General features: G+C 59.3%; 18 protein-coding genes and 1 other RNA gene. 10 read left to right on the top strand and 9 right to left on the bottom strand.

The window, feature by feature from the left end; translation table 11 throughout:
* The first annotated feature begins 55 nt into the window (after positions 1-55).
* The 4 genes from B060_RS0108090 to B060_RS0108075 all read left to right on the top strand — a co-directional run bounded on the left by B060_RS0108090 (position 56) and on the right by B060_RS0108075 (position 4,656).
* Positions 56-1,918 (top strand): ABC transporter ATP-binding protein, encoded by a 1,863-nt coding sequence (locus tag B060_RS0108090; protein WP_018081268.1) that lies wholly within the window; start codon positions 56-58, stop codon positions 1,916-1,918.
* A 50-nt stretch (positions 1,919-1,968) separates the two neighbouring features.
* Entirely contained in the window at positions 1,969-2,361 is a 393-nt protein-coding gene (locus B060_RS0108085; RefSeq protein WP_018081267.1) for an energy transducer TonB, read from the top strand.
* 264 nt (positions 2,362-2,625) lie between these two features.
* A complete protein-coding gene (fumC, locus tag B060_RS0108080; protein ID WP_026172694.1) occupies positions 2,626-4,026 on the top strand; it encodes a class II fumarate hydratase in 1,401 nt (466 codons plus the stop codon).
* A 102-nt stretch (positions 4,027-4,128) separates the two neighbouring features.
* Complete coding sequence (locus B060_RS0108075; RefSeq protein WP_018081265.1) at positions 4,129-4,656, top strand: hypothetical protein; 528 nt, start codon at positions 4,129-4,131, stop codon at positions 4,654-4,656.
* A gap of 4 nt (positions 4,657-4,660) precedes the next feature.
* Here the strand turns inward: B060_RS0108075 and B060_RS0108070 are convergent, their stop codons facing one another.
* The 5 genes from B060_RS0108070 to B060_RS0108040 all read right to left on the bottom strand — a co-directional run bounded on the left by B060_RS0108070 (position 4,661) and on the right by B060_RS0108040 (position 8,979).
* Complete coding sequence (locus B060_RS0108070; protein ID WP_018081264.1) at positions 4,661-5,443, bottom strand: EAL domain-containing protein; 783 nt, start codon at positions 5,441-5,443, stop codon at positions 4,661-4,663.
* Between the two features lie 368 nt (positions 5,444-5,811).
* Complete coding sequence (locus B060_RS27125) at positions 5,812-5,976, bottom strand: hypothetical protein (RefSeq protein ID WP_023447236.1); 165 nt, start codon at positions 5,974-5,976, stop codon at positions 5,812-5,814.
* Between the two features lie 187 nt (positions 5,977-6,163).
* On the bottom strand, positions 6,164-6,586 hold the full coding sequence (locus tag B060_RS0108050; protein ID WP_018081261.1) for a hypothetical protein: 423 nt from the start codon (positions 6,584-6,586) through the stop codon (positions 6,164-6,166).
* Between the two features lie 105 nt (positions 6,587-6,691).
* Entirely contained in the window at positions 6,692-7,762 is a 1,071-nt protein-coding gene (locus B060_RS0108045; protein WP_051081026.1) for a GIN domain-containing protein, read from the bottom strand.
* Between the two features lie 233 nt (positions 7,763-7,995).
* Positions 7,996-8,979: a sigma-54-dependent Fis family transcriptional regulator gene (locus B060_RS0108040; RefSeq protein WP_236621525.1), complete on the bottom strand. Its 984-nt coding sequence runs from the start codon at positions 8,977-8,979 to the stop codon at positions 7,996-7,998.
* On the opposite strand from B060_RS0108040, the gene B060_RS27120 reads away from it, so the two are divergent.
* Positions 8,956-9,213 carry a hypothetical protein gene (locus tag B060_RS27120; protein ID WP_157405625.1) on the top strand — a complete coding sequence of 86 codons (258 nt, stop codon included), beginning with the start codon at positions 8,956-8,958 and terminating at the stop codon, positions 9,211-9,213. The two genes, B060_RS0108040 and B060_RS27120, sit on opposite strands and share 24 nt — an antisense overlap.
* 122 nt (positions 9,214-9,335) lie before the next feature.
* On the top strand, positions 9,336-10,853 hold the full coding sequence (exaC, locus tag B060_RS0108035) for an acetaldehyde dehydrogenase ExaC (protein ID WP_018081259.1): 1,518 nt from the start codon (positions 9,336-9,338) through the stop codon (positions 10,851-10,853).
* Positions 10,854-10,936: 83 nt separating this feature from the next.
* On the opposite strand, the gene B060_RS0108030 is transcribed toward exaC, so the two are convergent.
* Entirely contained in the window at positions 10,937-11,500 is a 564-nt protein-coding gene (locus B060_RS0108030; RefSeq protein WP_018081258.1) for a TetR/AcrR family transcriptional regulator, read from the bottom strand.
* Between the two features lie 127 nt (positions 11,501-11,627).
* Here B060_RS0108030 and B060_RS0108025 point away from each other — a divergent pair, with 127 nt between their 5' ends.
* Together B060_RS0108025 and B060_RS0108020 are read left to right on the top strand one after the other, a co-directional pair.
* Entirely contained in the window at positions 11,628-12,005 is a 378-nt protein-coding gene (locus tag B060_RS0108025) for a VOC family protein (RefSeq protein ID WP_018081257.1), read from the top strand.
* Positions 12,006-12,236: 231 nt separating this feature from the next.
* Positions 12,237-12,449 carry a DUF4287 domain-containing protein gene (locus tag B060_RS0108020; protein ID WP_026172691.1) on the top strand — a complete coding sequence of 71 codons (213 nt, stop codon included), beginning with the start codon at positions 12,237-12,239 and terminating at the stop codon, positions 12,447-12,449.
* A gap of 70 nt (positions 12,450-12,519) precedes the next feature.
* Here B060_RS0108020 and B060_RS24060 read toward each other — a convergent pair whose 3' ends face one another.
* Complete coding sequence (locus B060_RS24060; protein ID WP_018081255.1) at positions 12,520-13,122, bottom strand: DUF4142 domain-containing protein; 603 nt, start codon at positions 13,120-13,122, stop codon at positions 12,520-12,522.
* A gap of 113 nt (positions 13,123-13,235) precedes the next feature.
* On the opposite strand from B060_RS24060, the gene ssrA reads away from it, so the two are divergent.
* Positions 13,236-13,598, top strand: a transfer-messenger RNA (tmRNA) gene (gene ssrA, locus B060_RS26460).
* Positions 13,599-14,057: 459 nt separating this feature from the next.
* Here the strand turns inward: ssrA and B060_RS0108010 are convergent.
* Positions 14,058-15,446, bottom strand: a complete 1,389-nt coding sequence (locus tag B060_RS0108010; RefSeq protein WP_018081254.1) for an alpha/beta hydrolase — start codon at positions 15,444-15,446, stop codon at positions 14,058-14,060.
* 247 nt (positions 15,447-15,693) lie between these two features.
* Positions 15,694-17,031, bottom strand: coding sequence for a globin-coupled sensor protein (locus B060_RS0108005; protein WP_018081253.1), 1,338 nt, complete (start codon positions 17,029-17,031; stop codon positions 15,694-15,696).
* A gap of 205 nt (positions 17,032-17,236) precedes the next feature.
* Between B060_RS0108005 and B060_RS0108000 the strand changes: the two genes are divergently transcribed.
* Positions 17,237-17,779, top strand: coding sequence for an SspB family protein (locus B060_RS0108000; RefSeq protein WP_018081252.1), 543 nt, complete (start codon positions 17,237-17,239; stop codon positions 17,777-17,779).
* Positions 17,780-17,822: the final 43 nt, after the last annotated feature.

Genomic DNA, 17,822 nt, shown 5'->3' with positions numbered 1-17,822 from the left:
AATGCCCCGTCAGTGTATCACTGGCGGGGTTTCTTTTTGCCGGTTGAAGGGGCATATGCAGCCCATGTCCCTGATGAACGCCCTCTATAGCCGCTTTGAGCGGATGATCGATCCGTTCGGTCCTCACGAAGACGGTCCGCCGCCGGATAAGCTGCTGCCTTTTTTCTGGCAATATCTCAAACAGGCGTGGCCTTTGTTCGTGGCCATCCTGATCGCCGGCTTTCTCTTCACGATCACCGAGGTGGCGGTGTTCCGCTTCATGGCGGATATCGTCGATTACCTGACGCACACCCGGCCTGCCGATCTGTGGCGGACGCACGGCGCCGATTTCATCCGCATGGGGCTGATCCTCGGCATCGCCTGGCCGCTGATCGGTCTGGTCCACTCTTTGTTTCTGCGTCAGGCCATCACCAGCAACTTCCCCAACCTGATCCGCTGGCAATCGCACCGCCACGTCGTGCGCCAGTCGATCGGCTTCTTCACCAACGACTATGCCGGCCGCGTCGCCTCCAAGGTGGTCGAAACCGCCTCGGCCGTTCGTAACACCCTGACGACCCTGTGCGACACCATGCTCTATGTCGTCATCTATTTCGGCAGCGCCATCGTGCTGTTCTTCGAGGCCGATTACCGGCTGGTGATCCCGCTCGTGGTCTGGAGCATTGTCTATGGCATGGTCTGTACGTTCTTCGTGCCGAAGCTCGGCGTGGCGGCCAGCGAAGGCGCCGAGGCCCGTTCGGCGCTGGTGGGGCGAATCGTCGATACCTACACCAATATCCAGACGGTCAAGCTCTTTGCCGGCACCCGCCACGAGGACGACTATGTGCGCGAAGGTTTGCTGAACAACAGCCGAAAATGGCAGGTGCAGGAGCGCCTGATCACCGGGCTCGATACCGCCACCAGCTTCCTCAATTCCATCCTGCTTCTGGTTATGGCGGGGCTGGCGATCTGGCTGTGGAGCCAGGGGCAGATCACGGTTGGCGCCATTGCACTGGTCGGGGCATTGACCCAGCGCCTGATCAGCATGTCGAACTGGGTGATGTTCCAGGTGACCAGCCTGTTCGAGAATATCGGCTCGGTGCAGAATGGCATCGAGACCATTTCGCGTCCGCATACGGTGGTGGATGCAGCCGAAGCGCCGCCGCTCGATATCCGCCGCGGCGAGGTCCGTTTCGAGCATGTCGGCTTTGGCTATGGCAGTGGCGCGGCGGCGATTTCCGATTTCGACCTGGCCATAGCGCCGGGCGAAAAGATCGGACTGGTCGGGCCATCCGGCGCCGGCAAGTCGACGCTCGTCAACCTGTTCCTGAGGCTTTACGATCTGTCGAGCGGGCGCATCCTGATCGACGGGCAGGATATCGCCGGCGTCAGTCAGGAATCTTTGCGCGCCCATATTGCCATGGTGACGCAGGATACCTCGCTGCTGCACCGCTCGATTAGCGACAACATCGCCTATGGCTCGCCCGGCGCCACGCAGACCGAGATCGACCGCGCCGCCGAACGCGCCCATGCGGCGGGTTTTATCCCCGCCCTGACCGACAGTCAGGGACGCACCGGCTATGACGCCCATGTCGGCGAGCGCGGCGTCAAGCTCTCCGGCGGCCAGCGCCAGCGCATCGCCATCGCGCGGGTGCTGCTGAAGAACGCGCCGATCCTGGTGCTCGATGAGGCGACCTCGGCGCTCGATTCCGAGGTGGAGGCGGCGATTCAGGAAAGCCTGCTCGAACTGATGACCGGCAAGACGGTCATCGCCATCGCGCACCGGCTTTCGACCATCGCCCGCATGGACCGTCTGGTGGTGGTTGATGGCGGCCGCATTATCGAGACCGGTACGCACGAGGCACTGATTGCGGCTGGCGGTCTCTATGCGCGGCTTTGGGCGCGGCAGACCGGTGGTTTTCTGGCGGAGAGTGTGGGGTGACATCAGGTTTACGATAAACTAAGATCTAAGTTTAGAGTTGAGAGGGAAAGATGTTTATAGCCTTAGCCTTGGTTGCAACACTTATGGGAAGCGCAGAAGAGTCTGCGCCATTACCTCCAGAAATTCCTGCCGATGCTGTCTTCTATTATCCGGAAGAAGCCCGAAAAATGCGCATGCGGATAAGTTATTATCCACCAAAGGCTTCAATGGCTCATGCCGATGGCTCGGCAGTGATAGATTGTCAGGTTCAGGCGGGTGGCACACTTAGCCGCTGTGCCGTCCTTGAAGAGACGCCGCCTGACATGGAGTTCGGCAAGGCTACTGCGATGCTGTTTCTCAAGCGTGCCAAGGTAACACCTGAAGAAATGAGGGCTCAACCTGCTGGGGGGTGGTGGAAGAAGTTCAAATATATTTGGGTATATAAACCTCTGGATGAAAGGTAACTTTCTCTTGTACCTCCTCACCAGAGGTGGGGAGGTATAAGCACAAAACATACCCCCGTTACGCATAAATTCATTGCGCTTTAAGTCCTGTGGACATAACGGATAGGCGCAAGTTTTTACAGTAAGGAGGGCGTTATGGGCCTGTTAGACTGGCTGTCCGGATCGAAGAAGAAACGTCGCATCACGGCGACGGATTTCACCGTGCAGCCCCAAGCGCCTTTAGCCGGCCCTGCCGATCCGACACCTCCAACGGAGACACCGAAAATGACCCAGAAGCCCACCTTCCGCACGGAAACCGATACCTTTGGCCCCATCGAGGTCGATAACTCAAAGTACTGGGGCGCGCAGGCCCAGCGGAGCTTAGGCAACTTCAAGATCGGCTGGGAAAAGCAGCCCCTGCCGATCGTGCGTGCGCTCGGCATCGTCAAGCGCGCCGCCGCCGAAACCAACATGGCGCTCGGCAAGCTTGATCCCGCCATCGGCAAGGCCATCATCACCGCCGCCAACGAGGTCATGGAAGGCAAGCTCGACGAGCACTTCCCGCTGGTCGTCTGGCAGACCGGTTCCGGCACGCAATCGAACATGAACGCCAACGAGGTGATCTCGAACCGCGCCATCGAGATGCTGGGTGGCGAGATGGGCTCGAAAAAGCCCGTCCACCCCAATGACCACGTCAACATGTCGCAATCGTCGAACGACACCTATCCGACCGCCATGCACGTCGCCTGCGCCGAGGAGATCGTTCACCGCCTGCTGCCGGCTCTGCAAACGCTTCGTAATGCTTTGAACGACAAGGCCGAAGCGTGGAAGGACATCATCAAGATCGGCCGCACCCACACGCAGGACGCCACCCCCCTGACGCTCGGTCAGGAATTTGGCGGCTACACCCAGCAACTGACCAACGGCATCGACCGAATCCAGCAGACCCTGCCGAAGCTGATGCAACTGGCGCAGGGCGGCACGGCCGTCGGCACCGGGCTCAATGCCCCGATCGGTTTCGCCGAGGGCGTGGCCGAGAAGATCGCCGCCATCACCGGCATGGGCTTCACCACAGCGCCGAACAAGTTCGAGGCTCTGGCAGCGCATGACGCCATGGTCTTCAGCCACGGCGCCATCAATACGGTGGCCGCCTCGTTGTTCAAGATTGCCAACGATATCCGCTTCTTAGGTTCCGGCCCGCGCTCGGGTCTGGGCGAACTGGCCCTGCCGGAAAACGAGCCGGGCTCGTCGATCATGCCGGGCAAGGTCAACCCCACCCAGTGCGAGGCGATGACGCAGGTCTGCGTGCAGATCTTCGGCAACAATGCCGCGCTGACCTTCGCCGGTTCGCAAGGCCATTTCGAGCTGAACGTCTTCAACCCGGTCATGGCCTACAACTTCCTGCAAAGCGTGCGCCTGATGGCCGATGCGGCGGTGTCCTTCACCGACAACTGCGTGGTCGGCATCGAGCCGCGCCTCGACAACATCAAGCGCGGTCTGGAAAATTCGCTGATGCTGGTGACGGCGCTCAATGGCCGCCTGGGCTATGACGCCTGCGCCAAGATCGCCAAGACCGCCCACAAGAACGGCACCACCCTGCGCGAAGAAGCCGTGGGTGGCGGTTACCTGACGAATGAAGAGTTCGACCAGTTCGTCCGTCCGGAAAACATGGTCTCGCCGGGTTAATCTGGCTTATTTATACCGAATGATAGAGGCGCAGGGGGGGGGCTGGTCACCTGCGCCTTTTTCGTGCCTTATGGGCGAGGGCCGGGCAAATGAGAGATAATGATGAAACGACTGATACTACTGTCGGCTGTTACCGCTTTGGCCAGCCCCGCCTTTGCGCAGGAAGAAGACGATTTCGACCCGTCGACGGTCCGTATCGCCGACCTGATCGAATGCAAGGCCGATGTGCCCACCTATAACGGCGTGGCCTTCTGGATGAACTCCGACGAGGCGCCGGAGCATCCGCTAGGCATGACCAAGGTCGAGTCCGGCAATCCGTTCCTGAGCCAGTATAAACTGGGCGCGCCGATCGAGGTGTTTGGGTACAAGACGCAGACCGTCGTCTTCACCAATTCAGGGCCTATGGCGGTGCTGGATACGCCCGATGCGGCGGCGGTGGCCAAGGCGCTGGAGGTCGAGCCCGCCTATGCGACCGAGACCAAGTTCATGGGCGAGCGCATTATTTCGGAGACGGAAGAAAGCGAGGGCGATTTCAAGTGGAAGACCAAGGTCAGCCTGAACGTTTCCAACGTCGATTCCCATCCCGGCAAGACCCTGGCGGGGTGCAGCTACAGGATAGATATGGAGTAATCCGTTAAGCGCTTAGGGCTTGTGCGGCGGAGCGGATCGTAAAGCCCTCGACCATGGGCAAGGCCTCGATCTGCGGTCTGGCGAAATAATAGCCCTGAAACAGCGATATACCGGCGGCGCGCAAGGTCGTCAGTTCGGCCTCGGATTCGATCCCTTCGGCGATGACCTGGATATCGAGCGCCCGCGCGATCGACTTGATACCGGCTACGATCGCCTGACGCACGCTGTCGGCATTGATATCGCGGATCAGTTCCATATCGATCTTGATCAGGTCGGTCTGGAGATTGGCCAGCAGGTTCAGGCCGGCATAGCCGGAGCCAAAATCATCAAGCGCCGTCATAAAACCTAGGCGCTTATATTCCGCGACGATGTTCGAAATATGGGCCGTGTCGGTGAAACGCTCATGTTCGGTAAATTCGAACACCAGGCGTTTGGGATTGAGCCCAATGCGGGCCGCGGCGTCCAGGGAGGCGCGGAGGCAGGTCGACGGCTCATAGACGGCATTAGGCATGAAATTGATCGACAGGCGCGTGTCGTCATGCGGCGATAGTTGACCGAACAGTTCGATCGCGCGCACACGGCACGCCTGATCGAACCTGTACATCATTTGCGGCGTGACCTCATCAAGCACCGTGCCGGCGCCTTGCCCCTCCGGCCCGCGCACCAGCGCTTCATAACCCCAGATGCGGCCTTCGCTAGCGTCAAGGATCGGCTGGAAAGCCATGGTGAAGGCGAAGGGCAGGTCGGCGCCATCACGGCATCCTTGACAGGACAGTTTGGGGTTCATGAACGCATACTCCGGCGGATCTATTTTGAAAACCTAGCCGAAAAAACTCAAGGTTGCGTTAAGGCAAAGAAATAGGCGCGGGAGGTGAGCTCTCCGCGCCTTATTTTATGCGTAGATACAAAAAGGTGCCTAGCGGTGGCCGAGGCTCAGCAGGGCGAAGGTCATAAAGGCGGTGAAAGCGGCCAGGGCCGAAACGGTGGGGATCGAGAGAGTCATGGTCGTGTACCTTATGGAATGAGGGTGTTGCGGCTTACATGCCGACGGTGAACAGCGAGGCCAGCATGAACAGGGTCAGGGCGGCGAGGGCGGTTACGGTGGCGATAGGGGCGATGGAATGGGTCATGGTGATGTTCCTTTTTGAGGTTGAGTTAGAGGCCGAGGGTGATGAGCGCGACGATCATGAAGAGCGTGCCGGCGGCGAGGGCGGTGGCGGTGTAAACTTGGGTGGTCATGGTGGATATCTCCTTGGTGTGTGTTGCGATGACCCCCATATGCGCCTTCAACGTGCGGAGTTCAAATGAATTGGATGTCATGAATCATTTGTAATAAGTGTTTAAAATCAAATACTTAAAATTACAAAACGTTAACGTTGCCGGATTATTGTGCGGCGCAACAAGACTTAAGCGTGTGGTGGTGAAAGTTCGGAAATTTTCCTGAAATCCGGCGGTCGTTTCGGATGAAATGTGTGCGGCAGGCTGTCGCAGGGGGTAAAGCGCCCCATTATCCGCTCTCACAGCGAAGGCTTGACGGCGTTGCCTGGGGCGTGATGCGTGTGCGTGCGGCTAAGGCGCGGTGCTGCCGGCGGTTAAGAGGCGGCGGTGCGCTGCCTGTCTCTTCGCTACCGGTATCTTGGCTCCGGGTATCTTCGTCCGATGTCTTTTCGTCGGGTGTCTGGTCGTCTTTGGCGGGCGCGCTGCCAGCTATGTTCTTCGCGCGACGAACGGGTGTGTCGCCCGGTTCCGTCCATAGCTGGGTCAGCATGCGGTCGAGCACGATCAGGGCGCGGGCGGCGCAGTTGATCTCGGTGACGGTTTGCTGTGACGTCGCCTCAAAGGCGGCGATAAGCTGCGCGGCGCGCTGGCGTTGGCGCAGGCGCTGTCGGTCGGGGAGCGGGATGTGGGACGGGGTGAGGGGCTGGGTCATGCCCACACCTTACGCCTCGCCTGAACAGCGGGGGATAAAAGGCCGCGGATAGGCCGTAGCGCCATGGAAGCGCGGCGCTGGGCGTAGAGGATAGATTTAAGGCGGCTAATGCCCGATGTGCATTTCGCCGGAGCCGACCACCTTGGTGACGACGGCGCCGGTGGCCTTGGCGATGCTGACATCACCCGAGCCGTTGGAATCGACATTGACCGTGTTGGTGATGCCGCCGTAGGAGACATCGCCCGAGCCGGAGCCCTTGAGCATGAAGTCAGAGACCTGGCCTTCCGAGATCGAGACATCGCCCGAACCGGCCAGATCGAGCGTGACCGGGCCTGCCACGCGGCCGACATTGATATCGCTGGAGCCGTTATTGATCACGGTCAGCCCGCCCATGACATTGCCAAGCGACAAATCGCCGGACGCATTGAGCTGAGCCTTGATGGCGCCGGTGCGGCTGAGCGTGACGTCGCCTGAGCCCTGGTTCTGCAGCAGGGTATTGGCGCTCTGGCTGACGTTGAAATTGCCGGAGCCGGTCAGCACGGCCTTGAGATTGCGCACGGTGCCGAGGTTGATGTCGCCGGAGCCCATATTGTCGACGATGCTGTCGCCGGCGGTGGAGACATTGATGGTGCCCGAGCCGCTGTTGATGATGCTGAGCTGGCCGCCGACGGGATCAATGGCCCATTCGCCGCTGCCGTTCATGATGAAGTCCAGCGACTTGCTGGGGCCGATGCGGCCGAAGCTATAGGCCGAATCCTTGACCACGGCCTTGTTGGGGACGCGAACGAAGACCAGTGGCAGATCCGATACATCCACCATGCCGATGCCGGAAATATGCACCTTGCCGCCGTTGACCGACACATCGTCGTCGTCGTGGATATTGATGCGGAAATTGAAGCCGGTGCCGCGCGCCGGATTGCTGAGGTGGCCGTTGAGCACGGTGACATTGCCACGTTGCGACACCATCAGGGTCGGCACCTTGACCTTGCCGTAGCGCACGCGGATATCGACGTCGCTGCGGTCTTCGGGCGTGATAACGACGCGGGCCACCATGTCGCGCAGTTCGATCTGAGGGCCGTCGTTGTTGGCGGCTCCCTGCGCCGAGGCGGTGCCGGCTGTCAACAGGGCGAGGACGCCGACCGCGCCCAGGGAGAATTTGAGAACATCGTTACGCATACTGGCCTCCAAAGGACTTTCGGCGCGGGCCTCACTCAATGTCGCGTTTAAGGAAAAGTGCGCCAGAGCAGAGCTTTAGGGTGAGCCAAAAGCCGGAAAACATCGGTCTATAGCGACCGAACTTGACGCTAAAGTGAAGGAAGGTTGCTTTTAAATCAAATTAAAAGGGGTTCATGAACGAGATGTAACCGTAAAGGCGACATTTTATGCGCTCAAGCCGTGCGCGGCAGGGCCTACATGTCCTGGATGCGACGATAGATCGTGCTGCGGTGGATGCCCAGATGGCGGGCGGCGGCGCTGACATTGCCGCCGTGCGCCGCCAGAGCCTGCCGGATGCTCGACAGTTCGATGTCTTCGAGGCTTTGCTGCGGCACGACTGGCTGGGATGTCCCCGTAGCCTCGCCATCGAACTGGGCGAAGAACTCGCGGCCGTCCTGCGCTTTCAGCCGGCCCGAAGCCAGGTGCGCGGCGGAGGTGTCGAAGATCTCCTCGACGTGCATATGGTCAAGCCCGTCCCAGGTGCGGCCGATCAGCGACAGGCCGCGCCGGTTGGCGGCCACGATCACGCCGTCCTTCACCACCAATATGCCTTCGCGGGCGACACCGAGCAGGTTGGGGTCGGTCTGGAAGCGCAGGGTCTGGCAGCCGTCAAAGCCGCCGCGGAACAGGCGGTGTTCGATCTGCTCGACCGCCATGCGGACCAGACCGATGACCTGGCCGTTCTGCTGCGTGGCCGGCGCGGAAATATCGAGCACGCCGATGACGGCGCCGCGCGGATCGATGATCGGCGTGGCGGCGCAGGTCAGCACCTGATGGCTCTGGAAATAGTGTTCGCCGCCATTGACCACCACAGCGCGGCGCTCGGCGATGGCGGTGCCGATGGCGTTGGTGCCCGTGCCGTCCTCGCTCCACAATATGCCGGGGCGCAAGGCCACCTGGGCGGCCTTGTCGGCGAAACCGGCGTCACCGACGGCGTCCAGGATCTCGCCCTTGGCGTTGGTCAGGATAACGATGCCGGAGATTTCGCGGGCTTCGGTATAGAGCGCGTCGAGTTCCGGACGCGAGATGCGGCGCAGGGCTTCGTGCTTCTCGTGCAGCAGGCGGATTTCCGAAGCGGTAGGGGCATCGACGCGCGGCAGGCTGCGCTCATCCAGCCCCATATCGGCGCAGCGTATCCACGAGCGCAGGATGGAATGGCCGATCTGATCAACGGGCAAGCCTTTGTGCGCGAAGAAGACTTCACGGGCTTTCTGGATTTTTTGTGGATCAGGCGTCGTCAAGTCGCATCCCTGTTTTTTTATAGGGTGAGGGAAAGCCTTTTGCGGGCGGCGCGCAAGCGCAATCTGAGCGCTCACGATAGTTTTGATCCAAAATGCGCCGCCTGTGTTGCAAACTGCGACACCGTTCCAAACTCTGTCGTGTGGCGCGACAAACGCCGTTATACGGGGTGAAATCCGCCTCACACACCGCTCAGGAAACCGGATGACAGTTGTTGTTGCGCCGCACACAGGCGCAGCGTCAGGCCCAAGACGCGAGGCCCTATCGCGCCCTATAGGAAACAACAGGAGTCTCCATGACCAAGTTTGAACGCAATATTGAAGCCGGCGTGCCCTTCAAGACGCGCTATGGCAATTTCATCGGCGGTCAGTGGATCGAGCCGGTGCATGGCAAATATATGGACAACACCTCGCCGGTGAATGGCCAGAAGCTGTGCGAAGTGCCGCGCTCCTCGGCCGAGGATATTGAACTGGCGCTCGACGCCGCCCACGCCGCCAAGGACAAGTGGGGCCGCACCTCGGTGACCGAGCGCTCCAACCTGCTGCTCGCTGTCGCCCAGCGCATTCAGGACAATCTCGCCGTCATCGCCGAGGCTGAAACCTGGGATAACGGCAAGCCCCTGCGTGAAACCACCAACGCCGATATCCCGCTGGCGGTCGATCACTTCCGCTACTTCGCCGGCTGTATCCGCGCGCAGGAAGGCGGCGTTTCGGAGCTCGATCACGACACGGTCGCCTATCACTTCCATGAACCGCTGGGTGTGGTCGGGCAGATCATTCCGTGGAACTTCCCCATCCTGATGGCGGCGTGGAAAATCGCCCCGGCCCTGGCCGCCGGTAACTGCATCGTGCTGAAGCCTGCCGAGCAGACCCCGGCCTCGATCCTCGTGCTGATGGAGTTCATTCAGGACCTGCTGCCGCCGGGCGTGCTCAATATCGTCAGCGGCACGGGTCTTGAGGCCGGCAAGCCGCTGGCACAGAACCCGCGCATCGCCAAGATCGCCTTTACAGGCTCGACCGCGGTCGGCAAGGCCATCATGGGCTATGCCTCGAACAACCTCACCAACATCACGCTCGAACTGGGCGGCAAGTCACCCAACGTCTTCTTCGCCGACGTCATGGCCGAGGACGACGCGTTCCTCGACAAGGCGATGGAGGGCTTCGCCTTCTTCGCGCTCAATCAGGGCGAGGTCTGCACCTGCCCGTCGCGCGCCCTGGTGCAGGAGTCGATTTACGATCGCTTCATGGAACGCGCCATCAAGCGCGTCGAGGCCATCACCCAGGGCGATCCGCTCAATACAGGCACCATGATCGGCGCGCAGGCGTCGAAAGAGCAGTATGATAAGATCCTGAAATATCTCGATATCGGCAGGAGCGAAGGCGCCAAGGTCTTGACCGGCGGCGACGCCAACATCCTGAGCGGCGACCTGAAGGACGGCTTCTACATCAAGCCGACCATCTTCGAAGGCCACAACAAGATGCGCGTCTTCCAGGAGGAAATCTTCGGGCCGGTCGTTTCGGTGACCACCTTCAAGACCGTGGAAGAGGCCATCGAGATCGCCAACGACACGATCTATGGTCTGGGCGCTGGGGTGTGGTCACGCGATATGAACACCGCCTATCGCGCCGGCCGCGGCATCCAGGCCGGCCGGGTGTGGACCAACTGCTACCACCAGTATCCGGCGCACGCCGCCTTTGGGGGGTACAAGCAATCCGGCATCGGGCGTGAAAACCACAAGATGATGCTGGACCACTATCAGCAGACCAAGAACCTGCTGGTGTCCTACGCCCCCGCGAAGGTCGGCTTCTTCTAGGCTTTCGTATCTTTCCTGCCCATTGCGCCCGCTTTTTTATGGAAGCGGGCGTTTCGGCTTGAAAATAGAACGATTTCCGTGACTCAGCTGTTGCCTGGATGGCCCGTTATGGTGTCGGTCAGAGCCTTAGTCGAACGGTGCAGGGCTGTGGCAAGGGCTGTCACAGGCAGAGCAACCTGTCCCAATATCCAGGGCGTGAGCATCGCGAATTGCGCCGCAGCGATCTGCGCAGCGACTAGGTTGAGCGGTAGGCAGGAGGGCTGTGCGGCGACCTCGGCCAGCCTGCGCTCAATCAGTCCCGTCAGCACGCTCAGAACGGTATCACGCGTGGGCAGAAAGAACAGAACACGTCCAAGGGCTTGTTTTTCACGAAAGTGCCGCAACCATCCACACAGGTGCGCGGGGACATCACGGGAGCCGACAATCGATGCCAGCGCCGACATGGGCGTCGTCAGATTGTCGCGCAGCAGGTCATTCTTTGTGCGGAAATGCTCATAGAGGGTTGACCGACCGATGTTGGCACGGTCGGCTACCGCCGCCATCGAGACGGATTGGAAATCCTTTTCGAATATCAGTTCGATGAAGGCATTTCTTATGGCCTTGCGCGTCCTGTCCTGACGGCGATCAAGAACGTAAAGGGCAGACATTTTGTAGCCTTTGTCCGGTATTGAACATTGTCTTTGCCATAGTTGGCCTTGGGATGCACCTCTTTTGATATTATCCCTGAAATCACCTGTCCTGGCTCATTAACCCTTCTAGAGAAACGGTTCGTATATGCCCACCATCAAGGATCAACGCCCCTTTATTGCGACCAAGAACTTTCGTCGCTCGATTGATTTCTACACACGTCTGGGATGGACATCATCCTACCAGGATGCCGATCTCGCGCTTATGGAACTGGGAGCCTCCCACTTTTTTCTTCAAAATGCGTTTGTCGAGGCCTGGGCGCACAACACCATGCTCCATCTGGTTGTCGATAGCGCGCAAGAGTGGTTCGAGACCGCGAGCCGCGTCAAGATGGAAGGAGGCTTCAACGAGGTTACCGTTCACGCACCACGGCGCGAAGCCTATGGCGCGTGGGCCACTCACGTCCTGGATCCTGCGGGCATTTTACTGTTTTTCGCACAATTTGATGCGCCTGACGGACAATGACACCAGGTTGAGGGACAAGCGCGTTTATCTGACTCTCCGGTGAATTTGAAAGTCAAAGCTGCGGCCACGTATTCGCTTGGGAGCCTCATATCCGTGTCGGCATTTAGGCTCGGCGGCACCAGGCGCTCGGTTGTGAGCGCGACAGTCAGGCCTGGAACGAAACGGCCGCCCTTGTTTGCCCCCCCCTGCGACCGAATTGGCAACTATGCCGAAAATCGGTTTGATCACGGCATGACAGACGCACCGATCAAAGGCCCGGCTTCCTATTTTCCCTCGATAGAGAAAAAGTATGGCCGTCCCATCGCAGACTGGCAGGGTATCGTGCGCGCGCACTACCCGGCAAAGCACATGGAACTCGTGGCGATCCTCAAGTCCGAGCACGGCCTGGGCCATGGCCACGCCAACGCTATTGTTGCGCACGCCTTGGCCGAGGATAAGGTTTAGACCAGCCTCAACGTAAAACGCCCGCTCCTTTGCAGGAACGGGCATCTTTTTTGCGTAAATGAGGAAAGATCTATTCCTTGAAGGCGTCGATCTTGTCCTTGTGCGCCTGCAGCGTCGGCAGGGTCTTGGCGGCGAAGGCCTGCAGGGCGGTGTCCTTGCCGTTTTTCGAATAATCCTCGAAAAGGTTGACCGCTTCCGAGTGGGCGCTCTGCTGGATATCGATATAGGCCTTATCGAAATCGGTGCCGGTCTTGGTGGCCAAATCGTCGAGCTTCTTCTGGTGATCTTCGTCGAGCGCGACCGGCGGGGTCAGGCCGGAAGTGGCGGCTACGGCGGTTTCATACGCCTTGCCGGCGGCGGTGTGATCCTTGACCATCATCTTGGCGAAGGTCAGGACGTCGGCATTCTTTGAGGTTTTGACGGCCAGTTCGCTGGTCTTGATCTCGAACATGTTGGCGACGGCGGCCTTGGTGACGAAGTCCTGCGTCTTGTTGGCATCCATATCGGCGCCGATGCTGCTGACGGCCGAGGAGGCGTCGGCGGCGACATTGGCCGTGGCGTCTTCCACCTTGTCGGTGGTCGACTTGCTGCACGCCACCATGCCGGTCAGCGAAACAGCGAGAATGAGACCGGAGGCGATGGCGGCGGCGCGATGTTGCTTGTAGGTGGGCATGGATGTTTCCTGTGCTGGAGGCTGTAAGGTGTCGCAAGGCTTACCCGCCGCGGCATAAATTTACCCCGTGGGTCGCGCGCCTCATGGCAAAAAATCGGTAAAGAGCGGAGGTATCTCTTCCCATCACCGGGCAGAGCGCCTATATTGAGTGGGTCAGGCTTCGGTTTGACTATGGGGATAAACGCCCACGTAATAAGCGAACTGGACCCGGGTGCGATTCCCGGCGGCTCCACCATTATTCTCCCGGTTTCGCGGGAAGGTTATGGGGCCGATCAGCATCGACAGGCGTGTAAAGGTGAAGCTTTCCCTCAGTGTGAGGCTCTGTGATCGCCTCATTTTTTAACTGCGAACGATAACTTCGCTTCGGATCAAGCCATCGCTGCGTAATGCGGCCTGGTTAATCCAGCCTACAACTCCTGGGAAATAAGCCTCTCAGGCGGGGCCCGCTGGCCGCCTTGCAACAGAAGGCCAGCACCTTTTCATTTTATAGCAGTGAAGATACGCGCGAACGCGCGCGGCGGGCAGTCGCCCTTGCCTAAAGGCAATTCGTAATCGCATTTAGGAGATTTTTCGGTCGGCTTTTAACAGGGGCGGGCTGGCAAGAAGGGACGCGGTATTGCGGCCTGGGAAGGCTCCGGCTTTTGCCTTCGGCAAATTTTTCATTCGTACAAGTTAGATTTGTGTTCCGCTTTGCGCCAAAGCGGCCAAAGATTCATTCTTTTTGTAAAGCTTCGTAACGGACCTTTGCGGGTATGCACCTGACCGCCGATTTGGTGTTGGAAGAGAGAACATTTCTCGACCGTCCCCCTATTCGACGACGGTTGACACCCTCAAAATAATGCGATGTTTTATAAGAAGCCTCCGGAAAAACTGAGTGTTGAGTCTGCCTTAAAGAGTTGAAGCGAAATTTGTGCCTGTAGCCGTAAGTATAGACTTCAAGGGTTTGTGTTAAGCCTAAGTCCCCGCACAAAAATGCCGGTTTCCTCTTTTAGCCTTTTACGGATGAGCGGGGACGTGAAGACGAAGAAGTGCCCGCCCTCTTCGAAATCGATCAGCCGTGTCATGTCGTGATAGGCGCTGGATTTTTCCGCCAGAGCATTTGCCGCCGAATAGGAACAGAGCTTATCGTCGCGCGCGTGAAACAAAAGCAAGGGGGGCGTGGCCTTGGTCACCGCATAGACCGGTGACAGGGCCTTCACATCCGCCAAAGGCGAGACCGTACGAACGTACCAGCTCTCCTCCGTCAGATCATAGCAACCCGAAAGCAGGAGCGCGCCTTTCACCCCATATGCCGGCCTTTGCGCCAGTTGTACGGCTAACGAGGCGCCACTGGAAAACCCGGCGACCAGCAAATGGTCTGTATCCAGCCCCATTTCACGACCATGGTGTTTTAGCCAGTTCAAACTGTCACTGCCGTCTTTGAGTCTATCAAGCGGCGTCGTATCAAAGCGCTGCGCCGTTCGGTATTCGACCTGAACGACGCTGAAACCCAGCTCTTTCAGTCGGGTGCAAAAGACCGGACAATAGCTCCAGTGACCCGTTTCCCATGATCCACCATGAAGCCACAAGGCAACAGGGTGCAGGCCTGCTCCCCCTTCCGGGCGGGATATATGAAGGAAGAGATCGACCCCGTTCACCCGCTTATAGACCACGGCGATATAATCCCGCAGGGAAGCCATTTCATCGGCCTCTGCTTTGCGAAACGTGGCTATGGCCTCAGGCGGTGCGCCCCTAACGGCCAAGGCTTCAATCTGCGTTCCAATATCGCGGGCACCATTATCGTCAATATGTGCCGTAAGCACGCGGCTCATGCTGGTGATGCCGATCTGTCTGTCGGGGACCAAGGCCAACATGTCAAAGCGCGCACGCAGCCAGACATTATCGCCTTGCCGCCGTTTCGGATCGGACCTAAGCAAAACACCGGCTCCATCGTGCAGCCATGCGTCGATAAAGTCGCGATAGACCGGAACATCCAGCGCTGAGGGATCATCGAACCGCACGCTGGCAATCGCCGCCTTTTTAGGCGCCCAGTCGTCGGGCACGCTCTTGCCCGTTTCGCGCCAGTGAAAATAGGGATAATCGACCATCCCCGTCGCCCACTGCCACAAGACCATCCGGCGCTCAGATCCGGTCGACGGGGGTGCAAGCTCAGCCTCGGCCGAAGCCCGACGCACGTTCCTGGCTGCAGCAAAATCTTCAGATGGCAGATCAACCAAAGCCATCATGGCCTTTCGATCCAGTACCTGAACTCCTGTTTTCGCATAGGCGGGCACTATGGCCGACAGCACAAACATCAAAATGATCAGCAGTCCACGCCTGGCCATTACTGTCACCCCATACAACCAATCCAAATACAATCACAAAACGAGTGCAGCTGCAAATGAAGGAAATGGTTCAGCCTGCGCGAACGTAAGTGCGATCTCCGGGAAACGCCCAAAGCATCTCACGGGTCAGTTGATGGCGCAAGTTGGCGCCGTATCGACTAGCGGACCTGAATGAGGTGCAGGGTATTATCACAAGCAGGGCTTGGCGTGCGACGCCATCGTGGAAGCGTCTTGCGTCGCGAGCGGGTTACGACGCGCGCAGATTGGTAAAGAACTGCTCGGCATGACGGCGCAGTTCGCCCGATTGCGTGGCCAGGGATTGCGCCGAGGCGTCGACCGACGCGGTCGCGGTCTGGGTCTGGCGCACGGCCGTATCCAGACTGACCATATGTTCGGACAGGCTCGATGAGGCGTCGGACACGTGCTGGATGCTGACGGCGATCTCGTTGGTGGCGGTGCTCTGCTCCTCCACAGCGGCGGCGATCGAGGTGTTCGAGCTTTCCACTTCGGCGACCGCATTGACGATATCACCGATCGAAGCCACGGCGCGGTCGGTCGAGCCACGCACTTCCTTGATATGAAGGGCAATCTCGGTGGTGGCGCGCGCAGTCTGGTCGGCCAGCGCCTTGACCTCGGTGGCGACGACCGCGAAGCCCTTGCCGGCATCCCCCGCGCGAGCCGCTTCGATGGTGGCGTTGAGCGCCAGCAGATTGGTTTGCGAGGCGATGCCCTGGATCAGGCTTAAGATATCGCCGATCTTGGTCACGGCGCCGGAAAGCTGGCTGACCTCGGCGGTGGAGGCCTCGGCCATATGGACCACCGACCGGATGCCGGTCGAGGCGCCGTTGATCTGGCTGCTGATTTCCTGGATCGACTTGGTCAGTTCTTCTGAAGCGGCGGCCACCGATTGTGAATCCATCGAGGCGCGGTTGGCGACGTCGGTCACGGTGCCGGAGGTCGATTGCGCGCTGTTGGCCACCTGGCCCAGATCGCGAGATGTGGTCTGCAGGGCGGTAGAACTATCCGTGAAGGAGGCGACGATGGTCTCGAATTCATGACGGAACTGATCGATGGCGCGGTCGGTTTGGCGCGCGCGTTCCATAATGGCGTTTTCGCTGGCGGCCTGATAGGTCGAGATCGCCACATCGAGATCCATGAACACCGCCTTGTTGACCGCGATCAGCGCACGGCTGAGTGCCTTGGGCCTAAACGCATTGGCCTTGGTGAGCGTGACGGCCAGTTCATCGAGCACGAACTGGTAGGCGGCGATGTACCACTTGGGCTCCAGACCGATGCGATGGTGCGTCTGGCCGATGCGCAGGGCGTTATCGAAATAGCCGGTATTGAAGCCGTCGTTGAACAGGCTCTTCCAGTGACGTATCTGCGCGCCTTGCAGGCGGTTTTCATTATCGCCGATCATCTTGGCCAGATTCGGTTCCTGCCCGACGTGGGCATAGAAGGCCTTGAGGATACGCGGCAGTGACGGTTCGATAAGCGGCCACACCTGCCGCAACTGGGTAATGTCGTCTGGGGCGATGCGGGCGAAGGCAAGCCTGTGCTGGTGGTCCGAATGATTATCGGTCATAGGGCAGGCTCCGCTACTCAAAAAAAACTGTGTTATCTCCCCTTCTAGTTGAGTCTGGTTAACGAAAGTCTATCAAGGGGCTAACTCTGCAAATTAGACAGATGCGTACGGCTTTTTTAGCCCTTCACGGCAATTTGCTGTTTTGTTTCGGCGCAGAAGTGCTAAGTCTCAACGCACCTGCACACTCAAACGGAAACATGGATAGATGTCCGAAGATCAGATGATCGTCGACCAGATGGATTACGCCAACCTGACCCAGAACGCCTTGCGCGGCGTTATCCGGCAAGGCCTGCTGCGCGCGGCGTCGCCCGATGGCCTGCCGGGCGAGCATCATTTCTACGTCACCTTCCTGACCCGTGCGTCGGGCGTTTCCGTGCCGCCCGATCTGCTGGCGCGTTATCCTTACGATATCACCATCGTGTTGCAGCATCAGTTCCGCGACCTGCGCGTCACCGATGATTTCTTCCGCGTCACCCTGACCTTTGGCGGCGCACCGAAGATCCTGACCGTGCCCTATACGGCGATCACCCGCTTCCACGATCCGCACGCCCAGTTTATGCTGGAGTTCGAGGTCGATGATCCGGCGGCCCTGACGCAGGACCTGGAAGACGGCGAAGAAATCGGCGATATCGTCGCGGAATTCACCCCGCCGCCGGCTTCGGACAACAAGCCTGCCGTTGCGAAAACCGAGACGGAAGAGGGCGATGCGCCCAAGATCGTCTCGCTCGACCAGTTCCGCAAAAAATAAAGCGTCAGGCGGCAAAAAAGACCGTACGTAAACTGCCAGAATC

Origin of the sequence: Asticcacaulis benevestitus DSM 16100 = ATCC BAA-896, assembly GCF_000376105.1 — a bacterium.
GTDB lineage: Bacteria > Pseudomonadota > Alphaproteobacteria > Caulobacterales > Caulobacteraceae > Asticcacaulis > Asticcacaulis benevestitus.
Note: the sequence above shows the minus strand (reverse complement) of the source record. Positions and strands in the feature narration are given on the sequence as shown.